17 protein-coding genes and 1 tRNA gene are annotated in these 18,345 nt (G+C 38.5%); 2 read left to right on the top strand and 16 right to left on the bottom strand.

Features of this window, described 5'->3' with window-relative positions; genetic code table 11:
• Positions 1–34 precede the first annotated feature (34 nt).
• The 10 genes from HCJ55_RS12065 to HCJ55_RS12020 form a co-directional block, all read right to left on the bottom strand.
• Positions 35–1,225 (bottom strand): phosphoglycerate kinase, encoded by a 1,191-nt coding sequence (locus HCJ55_RS12065; RefSeq protein ID WP_185481096.1) that lies wholly within the window; start codon positions 1,223–1,225, stop codon positions 35–37.
• A 134-nt stretch (positions 1,226–1,359) separates the two neighbouring features.
• Positions 1,360–2,370 (bottom strand): type I glyceraldehyde-3-phosphate dehydrogenase, encoded by a 1,011-nt coding sequence (gene gap, locus HCJ55_RS12060; RefSeq protein ID WP_185356973.1) that lies wholly within the window; start codon positions 2,368–2,370, stop codon positions 1,360–1,362.
• Positions 2,371–2,403: 33 nt separating this feature from the next.
• On the bottom strand, positions 2,404–3,450 hold the full coding sequence (locus HCJ55_RS12055; protein ID WP_008948703.1) for a sugar-binding transcriptional regulator: 1,047 nt from the start codon (positions 3,448–3,450) through the stop codon (positions 2,404–2,406).
• A gap of 442 nt (positions 3,451–3,892) precedes the next feature.
• Positions 3,893–5,236 (bottom strand): RNA polymerase factor sigma-54, encoded by a 1,344-nt coding sequence (gene rpoN, locus HCJ55_RS12050; protein ID WP_008948704.1) that lies wholly within the window; start codon positions 5,234–5,236, stop codon positions 3,893–3,895.
• A 148-nt stretch (positions 5,237–5,384) separates the two neighbouring features.
• The gene (locus tag HCJ55_RS12045; protein ID WP_185503282.1) at positions 5,385–6,311 is read right to left on the bottom strand and encodes a dipeptidase; all 927 of its coding nucleotides are present in this window, start codon (positions 6,309–6,311) and stop codon (positions 5,385–5,387) included.
• 78 nt (positions 6,312–6,389) lie between these two features.
• Entirely contained in the window at positions 6,390–8,552 is a 2,163-nt protein-coding gene (locus HCJ55_RS12040; protein ID WP_185518364.1) for an MMPL family transporter, read from the bottom strand.
• A 78-nt stretch (positions 8,553–8,630) separates the two neighbouring features.
• Complete coding sequence (locus HCJ55_RS12035) at positions 8,631–9,239, bottom strand: TetR/AcrR family transcriptional regulator (protein WP_185504672.1); 609 nt, start codon at positions 9,237–9,239, stop codon at positions 8,631–8,633.
• A gap of 16 nt (positions 9,240–9,255) precedes the next feature.
• On the bottom strand, positions 9,256–9,654 hold the full coding sequence (locus tag HCJ55_RS12030) for a hypothetical protein (protein WP_008948708.1): 399 nt from the start codon (positions 9,652–9,654) through the stop codon (positions 9,256–9,258).
• Positions 9,655–9,776: 122 nt separating this feature from the next.
• Positions 9,777–10,304 (bottom strand): hypothetical protein, encoded by a 528-nt coding sequence (locus tag HCJ55_RS12025; protein ID WP_185504639.1) that lies wholly within the window; start codon positions 10,302–10,304, stop codon positions 9,777–9,779.
• Positions 10,301–10,696, bottom strand: coding sequence for a hypothetical protein (locus HCJ55_RS12020; RefSeq protein ID WP_185518361.1), 396 nt, complete (start codon positions 10,694–10,696; stop codon positions 10,301–10,303). The genes HCJ55_RS12025 and HCJ55_RS12020 overlap by 4 nt, the downstream gene beginning before the upstream one ends.
• A gap of 263 nt (positions 10,697–10,959) precedes the next feature.
• Between HCJ55_RS12020 and HCJ55_RS12015 the strand changes: the two genes are divergently transcribed.
• Positions 10,960–11,295 (top strand): YjgN family protein, encoded by a 336-nt coding sequence (locus HCJ55_RS12015; protein WP_185518359.1) that lies wholly within the window; start codon positions 10,960–10,962, stop codon positions 11,293–11,295.
• A gap of 55 nt (positions 11,296–11,350) precedes the next feature.
• On the opposite strand, the gene HCJ55_RS12010 is transcribed toward HCJ55_RS12015, so the two are convergent.
• A tRNA-Arg gene (locus HCJ55_RS12010) sits at positions 11,351–11,422 on the bottom strand.
• A gap of 119 nt (positions 11,423–11,541) precedes the next feature.
• Entirely contained in the window at positions 11,542–12,978 is a 1,437-nt protein-coding gene (locus HCJ55_RS12005) for a lytic polysaccharide monooxygenase (protein WP_185518357.1), read from the bottom strand.
• 156 nt (positions 12,979–13,134) lie between these two features.
• Here HCJ55_RS12005 and clpP point away from each other — a divergent pair, with 156 nt between their 5' ends.
• Positions 13,135–13,731 (top strand): ATP-dependent Clp endopeptidase proteolytic subunit ClpP, encoded by a 597-nt coding sequence (clpP, locus tag HCJ55_RS12000; RefSeq protein WP_008948713.1) that lies wholly within the window; start codon positions 13,135–13,137, stop codon positions 13,729–13,731.
• A gap of 49 nt (positions 13,732–13,780) precedes the next feature.
• Here the strand turns inward: clpP and bcaP are convergent, their stop codons facing one another.
• The 4 genes from bcaP to HCJ55_RS11980 all read right to left on the bottom strand — a co-directional run bounded on the left by bcaP (position 13,781) and on the right by HCJ55_RS11980 (position 18,344).
• Positions 13,781–15,172 carry a branched-chain amino acid transporter BcaP gene (bcaP, locus tag HCJ55_RS11995; protein WP_185397099.1) on the bottom strand — a complete coding sequence of 464 codons (1,392 nt, stop codon included), beginning with the start codon at positions 15,170–15,172 and terminating at the stop codon, positions 13,781–13,783.
• 181 nt (positions 15,173–15,353) lie between these two features.
• On the bottom strand, positions 15,354–16,370 hold the full coding sequence (namA, locus tag HCJ55_RS11990) for an NADPH dehydrogenase NamA (RefSeq protein ID WP_185518355.1): 1,017 nt from the start codon (positions 16,368–16,370) through the stop codon (positions 15,354–15,356).
• 26 nt (positions 16,371–16,396) lie between these two features.
• On the bottom strand, positions 16,397–17,368 hold the full coding sequence (whiA, locus tag HCJ55_RS11985) for a DNA-binding protein WhiA (RefSeq protein WP_008948716.1): 972 nt from the start codon (positions 17,366–17,368) through the stop codon (positions 16,397–16,399).
• 7 nt (positions 17,369–17,375) lie between these two features.
• The gene (locus HCJ55_RS11980; protein ID WP_185503271.1) at positions 17,376–18,344 is read right to left on the bottom strand and encodes a YvcK family protein; all 969 of its coding nucleotides are present in this window, start codon (positions 18,342–18,344) and stop codon (positions 17,376–17,378) included.
• Position 18,345 lies beyond the last annotated feature (1 nt).

Here is an 18,345-nt window from a genome sequence, read left to right as displayed (position 1 = left end):
TCCTCTCGATATTAAAAATTATTTTTGGTTCAGCTTATTTGTCGCTAATAGAAGCAACACCAGGAAGCTCTTTACCTTCAAGATACTCTAAAGATGCACCGCCACCAGTAGAAATATGTGTGAATTTGTCAGCAAAGCCTAAGTCCATAGCTGCTGCTGCAGAATCGCCACCACCGATGATAGTTGTTGCATCAGTTAAGTTTGCAATAGCTTCACAAACGCCAATTGTACCTTTAGCAAAGTTGCTAAGTTCGAATACGCCCATTGGACCATTCCATACAACTGTTTTAGCGCCTTGAAGTTCTTTTGTGAATAAGTCAATTGTAGCTTGACCAATATCTAGTCCCATTTCGTCAGCAGGCATTTTATCTGCGTCAACTGTGTGGAAAGGAGCATCGTTACTGAATTCTTTAGATACAACTGCATCAACTGGTAATACTAATTTATCGCCAGCTTTTTCAAGTAAGCCTTTAGCAAGTTCAACTTTATCTGCTTCTAAAAGAGATTTACCAATTTCTTGACCTTGAGCTGCCATGAAAGTGAAAGTCATTCCGCCGCCGACAAGTACTTTGTCTGCTTTTGTAAGTAAGTTTTCGATAACACCGATTTTGTCAGAAACTTTTGCGCCACCTAGGATTGCTACTAGTGGACGTGCTGGATTATCAACTACACCGCCGATGAATTTAATTTCTTTTTCCATCAAAAATCCGGCCGCTGATTCTAAGTTAGAAGCGATTCCAACGTTAGACGCGTGCGCACGGTGAGCAGTACCGAAAGCGTCATTTACGAAAACGTCGCCAAGGCTAGCCCAGTATTTTCCAAGTTCTGGATCATTTTTGCTTTCTTTTTTACCATCAATATCTTCAAAACGTGTATTTTCAAAAAGAAGTACTTCGCCGTCTTTTAACTCAGCAATTGCTGCTTCAAGTTCTGGACCACGAGTAGTAGGAACGAATTTCACTTCTTTTCCAAGTAATTCGCTTAAACGAGCGGCTACTGGACGAAGAGATTTTCCTTCTTTATCTTCTTCTGTTTTTACTTTTCCAAGGTGAGAAAATAGAATTGCTTTACCGTTTTGTTCTAAGATGTACTCAATTGTTGGAAGTGCAGCTACAATACGGTTATCGTTAGTGATTTTACCGTCTTTCATTGGCACGTTAAAGTCAACACGAACTAAAACTTTTTTGTCTTTTAAATCTAAATCAGTTACAACTTTTTTAGCCATTTAGAGTTCCTCCATTAATTTTAAAGGATTGGGGTCGCCCCCGTTATTTCAGAAAATAAGCGGAAACAATAGTGTCTCCGCTTATTCTTGTTATTGCTGATGTGACTAGCACTTCAGTAAAATTAATCTGCTAATTATTTAGCGATTTTTGCAAAGTATTCTAAAGTACGTACTAATTGAGCAGTGTAGCTCATTTCGTTATCGTACCAAGCTACAGTTTTAACTAATTGTTGATCGCCAACTGTAAGAACTTTTGTTTGAGTTTCGTCAAATAATGAACCGAAAGTCATACCTTTGATGTCAGAAGAAACAACTTGATCACTAGTGTAACCAAATGTTTCTGAATCAGAAGCTGCTTCCATAGCTGCATTTACTTCGTCAACAGTAACTTTTTTGTCAAGAACTGTTACTAATTCAGTAAGGGAACCAGTTGGAACTGGAACACGTTGAGCAGCTCCGTCTAATTTACCTTTAAGTGTTGGTAATACTTCACCGATAGCTTTAGCAGCACCAGTTGTATTAGGGATAATATTTTCGGCAGCAGCACGTGCACGACGGAAGTCACCTTTTGGATGTGGAGCATCTAATGTATTTTGGTCACCAGTGTAAGCGTGAATTGTAGTCATTAGACCTTCAACAACACCAAATTTGTCTTCTAAAACTTTAGCCATAGGAGCTAAACAGTTAGTAGTACAGCTTGCGCCAGAGATAACTGTTTCAGTTCCGTCTAATGTTTCATGGTTTACATTGTAAACGATTGTTTTCATGTCGCCAGTTGCTGGAGCGGAGATAACAACTTTTTTAGCGCCAGCTTTAATGTGTAATTCAGCTTTGTCTTGCGCTGTGAAGAAACCAGTACATTCTAGAACGATGTCTACTCCTAGGTCACCCCATGGAAGTTCTTCTGGGTTACGGTTAGCTAAAACTTTAACTTCTTTACCGTTTACTTTGAAGAAACCATCATGTACTTCTACTTCACCGTCAAAACGGCCTTGAGTTGTATCATATTTTAACAGGTGAGCTAACATTTTAGCGTCTGTTAAGTCATTGATTGCAACAACTTCAATTCCTTCCACATTTTGAATACGACGGAATGCTAGACGTCCGATACGTCCAAAACCATTAATACCAACTTTAACTGTCATAAGTCAATTTCCTCCTTGAAAATAGTGTTTTTTTTATTTCAAAAGGGTATTACTCCCTTTTAAAAGCGATTTTGCTGCTCCTTCATCCGTGATTAAAATCGTATTTTTTGGAGCGCTTTTCATATACGATTTGATTGCTTTGGCTTTCGATGTACCGCCTGCAACAGCGATAATGTGCGGGATTTGCGCTAAGTCTTCGAATTGAAGACCGAATGTAGGAACCTTATGTACAACCTCGCCCTGTTCATCAAAATAATAGCCAAATGCTTCACCAACAGCTTTACGATGGATGATTTTTTCAAGTACATCTTCGCCGGTATGTCTGCGTTTCGCCATTGCGAGCGCATCACCTATGCCTAAAATAATAGCATTTGCGGATTGTACTAATCGTAAGCCTTCTTGAATTGCCGGTTCTTTCAGTAACGAACGATAGGCTTCTTCGCCTAATTGCTCTGGAACATAGAGAACGCGGTGTTTCGTGTTTGTCTTTGTTGCCATCTTGTCACAAATTGTATTCGCTTGATTGTCAAGGTCTTCACCAATACCTCCACGACCGGGAACGAAAAGTAGTTCTCTGCCTTTTGCGAAATCAGTTGTCATCATTTCGGCAACAGTTGCCATTGTAGAGCCGCCCATAACTGCGACGATGTTTCTTTTTTCGGTGAGTGCCATGTCTAATTGTTCAACAGCCACACGACCCATTTCTTCGCGGACCCATGGAGTATCATCGCTATCACCTTGCACTACCAAGCATTTTTTGATTTGCAATTTCTTCGCTAATTGTTCTTCCATTGAATGTAACCCTGAAAGCTGATTCATGACATTTTCCAAATCGCGGAAAACGACTAAACCTTCTTTTGTAACGGTCATTCCGGAAGAAGCAATTTCTACTAAACCTTGTGCTTTCAAAAATTCTACTTCGCCGCGCAGGACTCGTTCACTCATGCCTAACATTCCGGCAAGTGTTCGTCTCCCAACTGGCTCAGAAAAATAAATCGAGCGTAGGATTTGGTAGCGTTTTTGCATAATCAGTAAAACGTCGGGCAATAACTTTTTCTGAATGTTAATTAAGTCTGACATTTTTAATTGCTCCTCATCTTTGGACGCTTAATGACCCACTTAGTCATCTGACGTCCCGTTAGAACTAAAAAAAGTAGAGATAGAGGTTTTCATAACTTTCAAGACTATTAAACTAGCTACTTCAGCTTGTTAACAAAGTGTCTCTCAATGTGATTTTTACCCCTTCTCTTTCTGCTTACGCTGGTGAATCTTTTTTTAATGTTCTTTAACTACCCTACGTTCCCTATTCTAACAGTCTTGGCACAAATCTTCAAGTGTTAAGTGGGACATTTATGAAATATTCACCTGAAATTTACAATTAATTTTTAAACTGCAAACTTCGAAATAGGCTATATTAGTTGTTTTCCACGTCTCTTGAAAACGAAACATGCTCTTAGTAATTTTTTTATTTTAAAAAGACGTTTTTTGTCCCACACACCGCACGTGAGGCAAAAAACGTCTTTTAAAATCTTTTTCTTTTGGACGAAGAAGGAATATTTAATTCTAAGCGATATTTCGCGATAGCTCTTCTTGAAACTTGGATTTCTTTTTCCGCGAGCATATCTACTATTTTTTGATCGGAAAGTGGTTTTAATTTATCTTCAGCTGCTACAAATTCTTGCACTAGCTTTTTGATGGTTGTGCTCGATATATCGCCTGCATTTTCATTCTCGGAAGATTTCTTCTGTAGCCCCGATGCAAAAAAGCGTTTTAGTTCGTATACACCTGTTGTCGTTTCCATATATTTTCCATTTACAGCCCGGCTTACCGTAGACTCATGCACACCAAGTTCTTCCGCTACTTCTTTCAAAGTTAACGGTTGTAAATGCGCTGAATTATCTAGGAAATAGGCTTTTTGGTGGCTAACGATTGCCTCGCCAACTCTTTGCAACGTATTTTCGCGTTGTTCGATGCCTTTTTTAATCCAATCAAATTCACCAGCTTTTTCACGTAGAAATTGAGCGACGTCTTTTTCTTCCGTTGCTCGCATCGTTTCGTAGTATGCTTCTTGGAAACGGACTTGCGGCAAAAATTGCTTCGCTAGTGAAACAGCAAATTCATTTTCATGTTGAAGTAAGATCAGGTCTGGTACCACATACTGAACGCGTTCGGACTCAAACTCAGAGCCTGGTTTAGGGTTTAGCGTTTGAATATAATCGGAAACTTCTTGGATATCTTGCAAACTAACATCCATTTCTGCAGCAATTATCTTCCATTTTTTCTCGGCGAACTCTGTGAAGAATTTTTGAATCACATCATAAGCAATGTAAGGAGCATCCGGTGAGCGCTCGATTTGCAGTAAAATACATTCGCGCGCATCTCTGGCTCCGACGCCGGCTGGCTCCATGCTTTGCAGAATTTCCAGTCCTTCTAAAACGCTGGAATCATCCATTAAAAGCGCCGCGCTGACATCTTTTAAATCTATTTGTAAATAACCATTGTCATTTAAGCTTTCTATTAAATATAAAACGATAATTTTTTGTGTTTGTGTCACGTCCATTAAATGCAGCTGTTCTTTTAGCGCATCGGCTAATGTCAGCTTATTATCGGCGATTTGTTCTAGCCAATCTGTATCATCAGAACTTCCCGAGCTTTTACGACTACTATAGGAAAAATCTGTTGCAAAATCCGAGCCTGGAATTACTTCAATTAATGGGTTCTCGAGTGCTTTATCTTCTAAAAATGCCACTAAATCAGCTGTCGCAAATTGAAGCATTGCAATAGACTGGGACAATTGTTGCGTCATATTTAATTTCTGTGACTGCTTTTGTTGTTGCTTTTGGACGAAATTAGATTCTAAACGCACATTAAAACCTCCATTAAAAATCTGTCTGATATACACATACCAAACAAAATTCCATTTCTTGTCTTCATTATAACATGCCATTTTTCAAATTACAGCAGATTCTCTTTGAAAAAAATCCAAGTACTTGTTTCAGCACTTGGACTTTTTGTTATTTTGGTAAATGGTTTAAGAAGTTGCGCGATGCAAATCCTTCAACCTCTTCTTTTGTATAATGTTTTTCTAATGTTTGGAGGAAGCTTTGGTATTTGCCAGCGTGTTCAAGGCCTTTAACATGGTCAGGAATACCATCAAAATCTGATCCGAAACCAATGTTTTTCAAACCGCCAAGCTCACAAATATGATCGATATGGCGAATGACATCTTCCATATCAGCTACTCCGGTATTTGTCGTGAAAAGCGGATGGAAAATAACGTGAATCATCGCATCGTGCTCAATCATCGCTCTAATCTGGTCGTCATCTAAGTTTCTAGGATGCGAGCAAATCGCTTTCGCACTCGAATGACTGGCAATCACAAATTCCGCTTGCTCCAACGTTTCCCAAAAAGCTTTTACGCTCAAATGAGAAACATCCGTAAATACTTTTCTTTCATTTAAAAGATGGACAATGTCTTTCCCAAAACGCGTGAGTCCTGCGCCACGTTCTTCCATAATACCATCTGCTGCCAAATTGGCGTTGTTCCACGTTAGTCCGACAGATAATACGCCACCATCAAGTAATTGCGTTAATTTATCTAAATCACGTCCAATTGGTTCAACGCCTTCTAGTGTAAGCATCGCGCCAATTTTGTCTTCAGGTAGATTTTCTAAATCACACCATTTTTTTACATGTTGGATAATTCCACCTTTATGCAGTACGTGTTGTTTAAAAATATTAACTTGCTCAACCGCTTTTTTCCATTTATGTTCAACAGGAATATCTTCATCAAGAAAGATGGCAAACCCTTGCATTAACATTTTAGCTTCTATAAGCCGTTCAAAGTTCACATCAAGTTCTTCCGCATCTTGGAAAGTGTATTTTCCTTTTCCAGCCTGCAACTTGTAAAGCGCATCACAGTGGGTATCAATTACTCTCATTTTCTGTCGTTCCTCCTTTTAGATACATCTATTATATACTTTTCAGAGGAATAGACAAGGAGTTTTTCATGAACAGATTTATTTTGTCATTTTATGTTGTTTCCCTGGCCAGAATGACCATTTTCCAAGAAGAACGGTAATCGATGGGACTAGGAATGGGCGGACGATAAATGTATCAAGCAACACGCCAATTGCTGTAATTAAGCCAAATTGTACGAGAAGTTGAATTGGCAGTGTAGTTAAAACGCCAAAAGTTCCTGCTAAAATCAAGCCTGCGGAAGTGATAACCCCACCAGTTTGGCCTACGCCTTCTGTAATTGCTTTTCTAAGTGGCATTTTCTTGCTGTTTTTCCAGATGCTAGAAATCATAAAGATATTGTAATCTTCCCCGAGTGCGACGATAAAGACAAAGGCATAGAGCGGAATTAAGCCAGAAATTGCCTCCACACCCATTGCGTAATGGATAATGACCCAACCAAGTCCTAGCGCTCCAACGAACGATAACAGAACCGTTGCCACGAGGTAAAGCATTGCTGTAATTGAGCGCAAGTAACATAGGAGTAAAATTGCAATCAAAGCAATAACAAGTGGAATAATCACTTTTTCATCATGCTCAGTTACCGCGCGATCATCATATTGTGTTGCTGTTTGACCAGCGATGTATACGTCATTTCCTTTGTCAGCAGCGGCGCGCACTTTTGGTACGACATCCATCGCTTCATTACTATAAGGATTATCTTTTAAAATGAGCGTATATTTTTGATAGCCCTTGCTTCGTTCAGGTCCAGTAACTGAAGCAACTCCGTCCACATTTTCAAGCGTGCTCTTCATCGATTCTTTCGAGTTTACAACTACTTCCATTGGCGCAAGCATACCAGCACCGAAATGGTCGCTAATGAGTGTAAATCCTTCCCTAGATGGCATATCTTCTGGGAACGTCGAAAGTGTATCATATGTGTATTTAACTTGGGTCGTAAAAATCCCACAGCCAATTAGAATAATTAAAGTGATAATCAAAATGCGAATTGGATGTTTCGCGGACATTTCACCAATTTTATGCCAAAAACGGTTTTCTTTGTGGTGTTTTGGTGTTTTGCCTTTTTTCTTCGCGCGATTTTCTTCCATTTCTACTGTTCTTGGGACAAATGGCCAGAATGAAACGCGTCCAAATATACCTAGAAGTGCTGGTACAAGTGTAAGCGAAGAAATCATCATAATGAAAATTGCTAGGCTAAATGGTACGGCGAAATTATGGAATGAACCATATTCTGCGGCTAATAGTAACAGAAGTGCCGCCATTACGGTCAAACCACTAAGTGCAATCGCACCTGCTGTCCCGCTGAACGCTTCTTTAAATGCTTGGAACCTGTTTTTCTCGGTGTGCAGATGGCTGCGGAATCTGGATATCAAGAATAAACAATAATCTGTTCCGGCACCAAATAGCAGTACGGTCATTATCGAGAGTCCCTGTGATCCGTAAGTGATAATCCCTTCTTTCGCAAGCAAACCAAGAATTGGCGTAATGACTAAATACGCAAAACCAACGGCAATCAAAGGAATTAACGCTAAAATTGGCGAACGATAAATCACTAATAAAAAGACTAAGACAAGTAAAACAGTCCCAATTAATAGCGAAACATCCGCATCTTTAAATAGTCCACTCGCATCCACGCTAATGCCAGCCGGGCCAGTTGTCCGAGCAACAAGCGTGTCATCTGCTGAAACTTTCTGCGCAAATGGATTTTCGCCAATCGTTGTTTTAGCAGCTGATTCAAGTTGTTTGAAACTTTCTGCTAGTTGATCCGATGTTGCACTATCTTTCATAATAATCGTTTGAATAAAAGTAGTTCCGTCTTTTGAAACTTGTTGTTTTAGTGCAACTGGAGGCATTTTATCGTATGGAACCGCCATTTTTTGGTAATCTACTGGATTTTCGGTTAGTTCTTTGCTGTACTTTTGAATATTCATTAAATCTGCTGTCGTCAAACCAGTCGAACGATACCAAGTGATAAGCGCTGGTACCCCATCCGTTCCCGCAAATTTGTCATCAATTAATTTTTGCGCAACAACAGACGGCTCTGAGTTAGGCAAATCTTTCGCCGCATCATCTTTGTAATCGGCCGCTTTTGGAAAGAAAAACTGCAAAATAATAATAGCGATAATCCACAGACCTAACGTGATAAATCGACCTTTCTTGCCGCCAACTCCACCGGCTATTTTACTTAAAAATCCATCTTTCATTAGAAATCCCCCTTTAGTTTGCTCATTTTTTCGTTTATCATTCGATAAGTGAAACTACAAAAAAAGAAGCACGCTAAATTATACCTCTTTTTTGCATATACCAAACATCATTAAATTGATTAATTCATCGATTTGTTCCGTAGTCGTTTGCTTTTGCGCAAAGCTACCTTTCCCAGAAAAAAGTGGGCTAATAGTCGACAAACAGTACCGCGCGGCCGTTTCAGCGCTAACACCTGTCCGTAGTTCGCCAGCATTTTCTAATCGTTCGAAAAAGGCTTGAAATGGCTCTAGATACGTTTGCTGCCATAATTTATAGAGTAAAAACTGATTTTCCGGCTTCATTTCATTGAGGATATCATGGATCATTAATAAAATATTGGTGGGATGCTCCTCAATTAACATGATTAACATATCGTGCAATTGTTCCTCTTTCCCTTTTTCCGCCTGCATAATTGGATGCATTTCCACCTGAATATTTTGCGTCAATTCACGAACCACTTCAATATAAAGTGATTCTTTATCTTCAAAATGGTGATATAGTGCCGGTTGGGTAATTTTGGCAAGTTTAGCTATTTCTCTTGTAGAAACTGCCCGGTAACCTTTTTCCATAAATAAATCACGTGCTGTATCCAGTATTTTTCTTCTTGTTATCCCTAATTCTTCTGCCCGAGTCCGCTTCTTTTCCATCATCACCCCACCTTTCTTATTTTGTTGCAGTTAGTAATGGAAGGTTTTTATTAATGAGCTTTTCTAATGTTTCCTTATGCCATTTACGCCCAAGAACCCGCTTACTAACAAGATATTTCCCTTCCTCCAGCTCACCTTCCTCTGTCACTGCACGAATATATAAACGATAAACCAAAGTCTTTTTCTCAAGCGCAATTTGCTGAACCGTCTTCCCGTCCAAAAAGTGCATTTCCGCATCACTTAATTTAAATACAAACGTAAAAATCCCCGCTTCCGTAAACGCGAGAATAAGCGAGTGCCTTCCTCGCATATGAGGCCCTGCATATAAAAAATCAATCGTTTGCACGGTCAAATTATTATCTTCACTGTATGTTCTTACTTCTTTTTCTAATCGCTCTTTCAAACTTGCAGCCAAAATAAGCGCCTCCCTTAATGATTAATATTTTACCAGAAAACGGTGGGTTGAAGTAGGGAAAGTTTTGTTTATGGGATAAAAATATCGGCAAGGTTGGAGTGCTTTTTAATCGCTTATCGTTTTTAGTTGCTTTTTAAGCCTGATTTACATCTCATGCTTTCATCAAGTTCTTTCCACTCACCCTCTGTAAAACCAGAAAATTCCATTCCTACAATCTTATTATCTTCGTTTAGAAATAAAGCAACACGATTAGACATTTTCATAACAGTAAATATTTTCTCTCCATCAAATTTAAAATATATTTTTTTATGCGCTCTATACACTTTAAACTTAGATTTTTTAGTTATAATTGGATAAGCATCGAAAATAGTCGTTTGAATTAATGGGTTTTTTTCTGCATATTTTTCAATAACCAAATTACTATCTTCTATATCATTAATGGATACGACAACCAATTCCGCAATCTTTTGTGTGATAGCATTGATTTTAACTTCAACAAGTGAGTCATGTTCATTGATAAATAAAAAGTAATAGAGTTCTCCTAGTCTATATTTATCTGCATTTTCGGGAAAAGTTATTGTGATTGGTACATAGTAGTCTATTTCTAGCTCATCTTTAACCAGTTTATTTTCGTAAGTTTGAATTTTCATATTTCGCTCCTCACAAAGTCTTTTAATTCTTTATACGAAAGAAAAACATTATGACTACTATCCTTCTCATTATCTATATATACACTGTATTTTAAACTACCGTCAGAATAATTAATAGATAACATTACAACATCAGTAGTATTTAACTTTACTGCATTTTTGATTTTGAAAAACAATTCATTAACATCAACAAAATTTATTTTTATTTCTGCACTATTTATAAAACTTTGCTCTGTTTCAATTATTGAATTTGTATCTCCGCCAAAAATCCGCTCGTTTTTTTCAGTATCAAATAACATAAATGTATATTTATTGTTTTTTCTAACAGAATCATATTTTAATAACAAATTTGCTTTATTTTCTTTTAAAAACGTTTGCAATTTCTGACACATTTTTTAATCTCCTTTTTGTAATCTTCGTTGTTTTTCATTCAAAACTTGTGCACATGCTCACAATAACAGTTTATCAAACTACACCTCAAAACAAAACGCTTAAACCATTTACCAAGAAACACTTCCCCCTCATAATTCACAAAAAAGTCAAATCCAGTATTCTCTTCTCCACTCATTCATGCTAATATCAATATTAGTGCTTACTACACTGGTATAAACGTTTTTACGATTATATAAATATTAAAGGGAAGTTGGTAGGAAAAGTGGGAGAACTAGGTAACATCGAAACACGAAACGGGAGAACATCATTTTTTGATGGAGGTTTACTGCAATATATCGGTTGGACGATACTTGGGACTTTGGTAACGATTTGTACTGCTGGAATTTGTTATCCATGGGCTTTGTGTATGGTTTATGGCTGGAAAATCAATCATACTGTTATTGAAGGAAGACGTTTGAAATTCCAAGGTTCTGCAGTTGGACTTTTTGGTCACTGGATTAAATGGTTATTACTAACTATTATTACTATCGGAATTTATGGTTTCTGGGTTTTCATTAAGTTAGAAGATTGGAAAGTAAAAAATACGATTTTTAAATAAAAAGAAAAAACATCTTACAAAATGGCTTTTGCCATATGTGAGATGTTTTTTAGTATGCCCTCGGAGGGAATCGAACCCCCATTTTAAGAACCGGAATCTTACGTGCTATCCGTTGCACCACGAGGGCTATATGTAGGCCAGTAATGCTTACCGTACGAATAATAATTATAGCGAAATTCCTAGGGTTTTACAAGTTTTATTTTATTTGAAAAAGCCAGCGCATCCGTAGATTTGCTGGCTCGGTTGTTATTTTACTAATGTCCAAATGGAAGAGCTATCTGGTCTTGCGCCTTTAACCCACCATTTTGCTTGGTATGTTTTGCCGTTATAAATGACTTTGTCTCCGCCGTTATAGGCTTTTAGAGAATTCCAGGCTTGGATTTCTGTGCTTTCATTTTTCCAAGCATCACTTGTGTCTGGTGTGTTGCCTTTTGTCCACCACTTCGCTGTATATGGTACGCCTTTATAATAAATTTGGTCGCCAGCGAGGTAAATTTGATCCGCTTTCCATGTGTTCATTGGATCTAGCGGTTTCGTTTTAACAGTGATTTCGTTACTTACTAATGAACGGTTTCCTGATGTGTCCACTGCATAAACTTTGTATTTATAGTTTGTATTACTTGCTAGTTTTGTATCTTCAAACATTGTTTTTGTTAATGTTGCGATTTTTGTGTTATTGCGATAAAGTTCATAATTTTTCACTTCCACATTATCTGTGGATGCTTGCCAACAAAGGGCAACTGTTGTATCTGTTTGTGCATGTGACATTAAGCTTTTTGGTGCAGTCGGCGCTTCTTTATCCACTGCTGGAGCTTCTTTTGTAGTCACATTAATGCTATTACTTAATGTTGATTTATTTCCACCAAAATCTTTTGCGCGAACGGTATAAGTGTAGGCAGTACTTGAATTTACAGTTGTATCTTCATATGAAGCAACTTGGCTTTCTCCAATTACTTGTCCGTCACGTAAAATTTCATAACCTTTAATTCCAATATTATCCGTTGCAGCAGTCCATGTTAGACTTACTTTTTTCGGAGTAGTAGTTCCAGCTAAATTAGTTGGAGCTGTTGGCGCTTCGTCGTCAGCAATTGGCGCTACATCAGAATTGATGATGTTTGCGTCAATAACTTGGTAAAACGCATTACCTGTATCAGCGATTGTCCAAACGCCAAGGATTACATAGTATCCTGAACGGTCATTTGGAATATTAATTTCTTGTGTCGCTAGAGTTCCTGGAGTACTTCCATCAGCTGCAATTGTTGCTAATGGTTCTAATGATGCTCTAGTCAGTGGCGCATTCGGGTCCCAACCTTTTTTTGTAATAAAATATTGCCAGCCACTTGTTCTATGTGGCGCTGTCAATGTCCATTCAACTGTTAGGGGACCAGACTCAATATCAACTTTTGCCCAACGATTTGCAGTTTGAGCGTCTAAAAGTGAATATTTTCCTCCGCCTGCGATTCTTCCATCAGCAGGCCCACTTACTGGGAAACCTTTTGGAGCTTCTACACTTTGCGGTTCAAATTGCGCTGCTCCAACCCCTACATTGATCCCTCTGTTTGCTAAATAAACACGACTTGCCGGCTTTGATATGTATCCATGAGCTGAAGCAGTTGTTTGGAAAAGAACTACAGCTAACGTAAACACAGCAAAAAACATTCCAATTTTTGAAAATTTCTTCATGATGCACCTTCCTTTCAGTATAGTTAATTATACCTTTTTGTTAAATTTTATTGAAATAGTTTGCCTGAGACTTTATCGTTTGACCTAGTTTGACCATTCGTGTATGATATAAACAAAGCTAATTTAAAATATACATTTAACAGGAGGAATCTTGATATGAACTTAATTCCAACAGTAATCGAACAAACTAGCCGCGGTGAACGTGCATATGACATTTATTCCCGTTTATTAAAAGACAGAATTATTATGTTAGGCTCAGCAATTGATGATAACGTGGCAAACTCCATCGTTTCTCAATTATTATTTCTAGACGCGCAAGATCCTGAAAAAGATATTTTCTTATATATCAATTCTCCAGGCGGAAGTATTTCAGCTGGTATGGCCATTTACGATACAATGAATTTCGTGAAAGCGGACGTACAAACAATTGGTATGGGTATGGCTGCTTCGATGGGATCATTCCTATTAACAGCTGGAGCAAGTGGTAAACGTTTTGCCCTTCCAAACGCTGAAATCATGATTCACCAACCACTTGGCGGCGCTCAAGGTCAAGCAACAGAAATCGAAATTGCAGCTCGTCACATTTTAAAAATCAAAGAACGTATGAATACAATTATGGCTGAGAAAACTGGCCAACCTTATGAAGTAATTGCTCGTGATACAGATCGTGATAACTTCATGACTGCACAAGAAGCAAAAGATTATGGCTTAATTGATGATATCATTGTTAACAAATCTGGCTTAAAAGGTTAATCAATAAAAAAGAGGTTTTGCATTTCGCAAAACCTCTTTTTTTATTACTTTATTTTATACGAAGCGCTGAATGTCTTCTTCCGTAAAATACATAAACTAAAATGCCTAGCACGAACCAAATACCAAAAGCAATCCAAGTCGTTTTCGATAAATTAAGCATTAAATAAACACAAAGTAAAAAGGAAAGTGCAGGTACTACAGGATAAAATGGTGTTTTAAATCCTTTTTGGTTCAAGTCTGGATTTCTTCGTAAAAAGAAAATCCCGATAGAAACCATTGCAAAGGCAAACAATGTACCGATATTAATTAACTGCGCTAAATCTTCCATTGGTACAGTAGAAGCAATTAACCCCATTACAGTCGCAAAAATCATCGTATTTCTAACTGGTGTATCATTTTTACTAATTTTAGAAAATGATTGCGGTAATAACCCGTCACGTCCCATTGCGAATAACAAACGCGTACCGCCGTAAGACATTACTAGAACAACCGTTGTCATCCCAACAATCGCCCCAACAGAAAGTAATCCGGCAATCCAGTTTTGATTAATTGCTTGAAGTGCAAATGCAACTGGTGCGCTAACTCCAACTAAATCTGTATAAGGTACCACACCCGTAAGAACGGCCGAAAGTAAAATATAAAGTAATGTACAAACTGCCAGTGAAGCGATAATCCCGATTGGCATATTTTTTTGTGGATTCTTCACTTCTTCTGCCGCGCTTGAAACAGCATCAAAGCCAATATACGCAAAGAATACCGTCGAAGCACCCGTAATGACTCCTTGCACACCAAACGGTAAGAATGGCGTCCAATTATCCGGTTTAACATAAAAAGCACCTACCAAAATAAATAGCACAACAACCGCAATTTTAACTAAAACCATGATATTATTAACGCGCGTCGATTCGCGAATTCCAAAGCTAAGTAAAATCCCAATTACCATAACAACGACAAATGCTAGTAAATCAAAATACGTTCCCGCACTTGGATCATAAGCAGACGAAATAACCTTTGGAATATGCAAGTCAAATCCCGCTAATAAACTCTTCATATAAGAAGACCAACCACTCGCGATGGCCGCTACAGCCAAGCCATATTCCAAAATGAGTGACCAACCTAAAATCCATGCTACTCCTTCGCCAAAAACATGATAGCTATACGTATATGCACTACCAGCAACTGGTAATTTAGAAGCAAATTCCGAATAACAAAGCGCCGCCAAACAGCAAGCAATTCCCGCAATAATAAATGAAATAATAATTCCTGGTCCTGCAATGACAGAAGCTACCTGCCCTGGAAGAATAAATATCCCTCCCCCAACAACCGCCCCGACTCCAAGCATCGTTAAATCAAATGCTCCTAACGTCTTATTTAAATGATGTTTGTCTGTCGCTGGGTTATGAAAACTCTTTTTTCTGAAAAAAGAATTAACTTTCGTCATAAAGATTCCTCCTTTTTTAATTCCAATTTTCAGTTAATTTGTTTGTGTATGTTTAAACTAACTTGAAAACTATTATTTATGGTAACATAAACAGGCTAAAAAATATACAACATTTGTAGATTTTTGTTCAAAAAAGTTCAAAAAAGCTTGAAACCCTCAGAAAGGGTTTCAAGCTTTTAAATTATTTCCACGCTCGAGAATATTGTTTTGGCCCTTCAATCGCCTCACCCAATTGTTTAGCTGCATCTTTAGCAAAATAAGGATTTCGTAATAATTCACGACCAACAATAATTAAATCTGCTCGTTCGTTGCACAAAATCTCCTCGGCTTGCTCGCCTCGCGTAATGAGTCCAAGCGCACCGGTCGCAATACCAGCCCCGCGACGAATTTCATCCGCAAAAGGCACTTGATAGCCCGGGAAAACTGGTGGTGCTACATTCACTAAGCCACCTGTACTAACATCAATCAGCTCCACACCATCCGCTTTCATCCATTTGGCAAAAGGAATGTGGTCTTCTAATTGCAAACCACCATGCGCATAATCCGTTGCAGAAACACGAACGATAATCGGGCCGTCCCATACTTCTTTGACCGCTTTGATAATATCGCTTAGAACTTTATAACGATTACCAGCAGGGCCACCGTAATTATCTTCACGACGATTCGTAATTGGTGATAAAAATTGATGGATTAGATAGCCATGCGCAGCGTGAATTTCAATGACATCAAAACCAGCTTCTTTTGCTCGATACGCCGCACGTTTAAAATCAGCCACAACTTCTTTAATCGCTTCTTTCGTAAGCTCTACTGGTTTCGCAGATTTTTCATCAAAAGCAATCGCAGAAGGAGCCACTATTTCACCAGGTAAAACAGCTTTTCGTCCAGCATGCGCTAATTGAATTCCCGCTTTTGCACCGTGGTAATGCAAACCATCGACTAATTTTTTTAAAGCTGGAACTTGTTCATCATTCCATAATCCTAAATCAAACTCGGAAATACGACCTACCTCTTGAACAGCCGTAGCTTCTAAAATAACAAGTCCTGTACCGCCAGCTGCTCTAGAAACATAGTGTGCAAAATGAAAGTCTGTTGCGATCCCGTCTTTATTTTCTACTGAATACATACACATCGGTGACATAACAATTCTGTTTTTTAGTGTTACATCTTTTAATTTATATTCTGAAAATAATTTTGACATTCTAATTCGCATCCTTTTCTTTTTAATTAACTATTACTGATTTTCAGTCCTACTTGCGCTGGTGTTTCTCCGCTTCTAAGGCGCTCTGCAATCTGATCTAGTTTCCGGAGACGATGATTAATACCTGATTTACTTACTTGGCCAGTTGTCAGCATTTCGCCTAGCTCTTTTAACGTAACGTCTTCATTGGCTATCCGAAGCGCCGCAATCTCGCGCAGGCGTTCTGGTAAAGCTTCCAGTCCGACAGTTGATTGGATATACTTAATATTATCGATTTGCCTAACTGCCGCATTAATCGTTTTGTTGAGATTCGCCGTTTCGCAGTTGACTAACCTATTCACCGAATTCCGCATATCTCGCATAATCCGAACATCCTCAAAATGAAGAAGTGCGCTAGTCGCTCCAATAATACTCAAGAATTCCGTAATTTTTTCCGCTTCTTTCAAATAAGTAATAAAACCATTTTTCCGTTCAAGCGTTCGTGCGTTGAGGTCAAATTGGTTCATTAAAGCGCAAATCGCCTCGTTGTGCTCCTCATAAACAGAAAAAATTTCTAAATGATACGAAGAAGTTTCCGGATTATTAACTGACCCACTTGCCAAAAAGGCTCCGCGCAAATAAGCACGTTTGGCGCTTCTCTTCTTAACAAATCCCCTATCAATCGATTTAGTAAACGTCATCGGAGGCTCAAGAATCCGTAAATCTTCCAAAATCCCCCGTGTGCCAGCTTTCAAACGAACAATATATACATTATTTTTTTTCAGCTTCATTTTACGACGTACAAGGAGTTCAATTGGGACTTCATATAAGTCTTTCAGTAATTGATACATTCGTCTAGCTATAGCCGCATTCTCGGTTTGAACATCCATTATCACTAATTGATTTGAAAACGAGATTGCGCCATTCATTCGAATAAAAGCTGCGAGTTCCACTTTTGCATCGCTATCACTTACGTCCATATGGGTTAATTCTTTCTTGGTTTCCGATGCAAATGACATGGCTTACTCACTCCTTTTCGTTATTTTGGTCAGGTAACATCGCTAAAAGCGCATCCGCCACCTTTTCAGCAGCATGGCGTACAAGGCCATCCTCTGTAGAAAGAAAATCTTGATAAATTGCTTCCACACCAAGCTCTTCCATTCCTTTGGCGTTATGCTCTACTTGCGCAACATCCTCGGGAAATAGCAGCTCTTTTGGAACTGTTGTCGTATTAATTAACGTTTTATCTATAAAAGATTTGCCCACATGCTCATGGATAACTTTAATGTGATCCGCATCTGAGAAAAAGTCGGTTTCGCCAATTTGCGTTAAAATATTGGTAATATAAACTTTCGGAGCCTTACTCGCTGTAATTTCATCGGCTAATTCCGTAAGTAATAGATTTGGTAAAATACTCGTGTATAAACTTCCTGGGCCGATAACAATCAAATCAGCTTCTTTCACTGCTTCGACCGCTGTCGGATATGGTTTTACATTTTCTGGTTCGATATAAACACGATTAATATGCTTCCCTTGTAACGGGATAAGCGACTCACCGTGCACGATTGAACCGTCTTCCATTTCGGCATTTAAAATAAGCGGTTGATCCGTTGCTGGAATAACTTTGCCACGGATTTTAAGTACCGTCGCAAGAACATTAATCGCGTCGACATAACTATCATTCAGTTGCGATAAAGCCGTTAAAATTAAATTCCCAATAACGTGCCCCGATAAATCACCATCTACCGCAAAACGATATTGGAATAAATCGACAACCCGTGGATCGACATTGGATAAAGCCAGCATCACATTACGAATATCCCCCGGCGGAAGTACGTCCATTTGCTCACGGATTTTACCAGAACTCCCACCATCATCCGCTACCGTCACAATCGCCGTTAAATGAATATCTTTCTTTTTAAGGCCTTTTAAAATGACTGGAAGACCTGTTCCGCCACCGATTACGACTACTTTAGGTTTCGTTTCCTTTTTCATA

This window comes from Listeria marthii (genome assembly GCF_014227425.1).
GTDB classification, from domain to species: Bacteria; Bacillota; Bacilli; order Lactobacillales; family Listeriaceae; genus Listeria; species Listeria marthii.
Note: the sequence above shows the minus strand (reverse complement) of the source record. Positions and strands in the feature narration are given on the sequence as shown.

What these genes read in the sequence shown, in the direction of transcription:
- HCJ55_RS12065 (WP_185481096.1), bottom strand. Translation starts at nt 1,225, where the DNA reads ATGGCTAAAAAAGTTGTAACTGATTTAGATTTAAAAGACAAAAAAGTT.
- gap (WP_185356973.1), bottom strand. Translation starts at nt 2,370, where the DNA reads ATGACAGTTAAAGTTGGTATTAATGGTTTTGGACGTATCGGACGTCTA.
- HCJ55_RS12055 (WP_008948703.1), bottom strand. Translation starts at nt 3,450, where the DNA reads ATGTCAGACTTAATTAACATTCAGAAAAAGTTATTGCCCGACGTTTTA.
- HCJ55_RS12045 (WP_185503282.1), bottom strand. Translation starts at nt 6,311, where the DNA reads ATGAGAGTAATTGATACCCACTGTGATGCGCTTTACAAGTTGCAGGCT.
- HCJ55_RS12040 (WP_185518364.1), bottom strand. Translation starts at nt 8,552, where the DNA reads ATGAAAGATGGATTTTTAAGTAAAATAGCCGGTGGAGTTGGCGGCAAG.
- HCJ55_RS12035 (WP_185504672.1), bottom strand. Translation starts at nt 9,239, where the DNA reads ATGGAAAAGAAGCGGACTCGGGCAGAAGAATTAGGGATAACAAGAAGA.
- HCJ55_RS12025 (WP_185504639.1), bottom strand. Translation starts at nt 10,304, where the DNA reads ATGAAAATTCAAACTTACGAAAATAAACTGGTTAAAGATGAGCTAGAA.
- HCJ55_RS12020 (WP_185518361.1), bottom strand. Translation starts at nt 10,696, where the DNA reads ATGTGTCAGAAATTGCAAACGTTTTTAAAAGAAAATAAAGCAAATTTG.
- HCJ55_RS12005 (WP_185518357.1), bottom strand. Translation starts at nt 12,978, where the DNA reads ATGAAGAAATTTTCAAAAATTGGAATGTTTTTTGCTGTGTTTACGTTA.
- clpP (WP_008948713.1), top strand. Translation starts at nt 13,135, where the DNA reads ATGAACTTAATTCCAACAGTAATCGAACAAACTAGCCGCGGTGAACGT.
- bcaP (WP_185397099.1), bottom strand. Translation starts at nt 15,172, where the DNA reads ATGACGAAAGTTAATTCTTTTTTCAGAAAAAAGAGTTTTCATAACCCA.
- namA (WP_185518355.1), bottom strand. Translation starts at nt 16,370, where the DNA reads ATGTCAAAATTATTTTCAGAATATAAATTAAAAGATGTAACACTAAAA.
- whiA (WP_008948716.1), bottom strand. Translation starts at nt 17,368, where the DNA reads ATGTCATTTGCATCGGAAACCAAGAAAGAATTAACCCATATGGACGTA.
- HCJ55_RS11980 (WP_185503271.1), bottom strand. Translation starts at nt 18,344, where the DNA reads ATGAAAAAGGAAACGAAACCTAAAGTAGTCGTAATCGGTGGCGGAACA.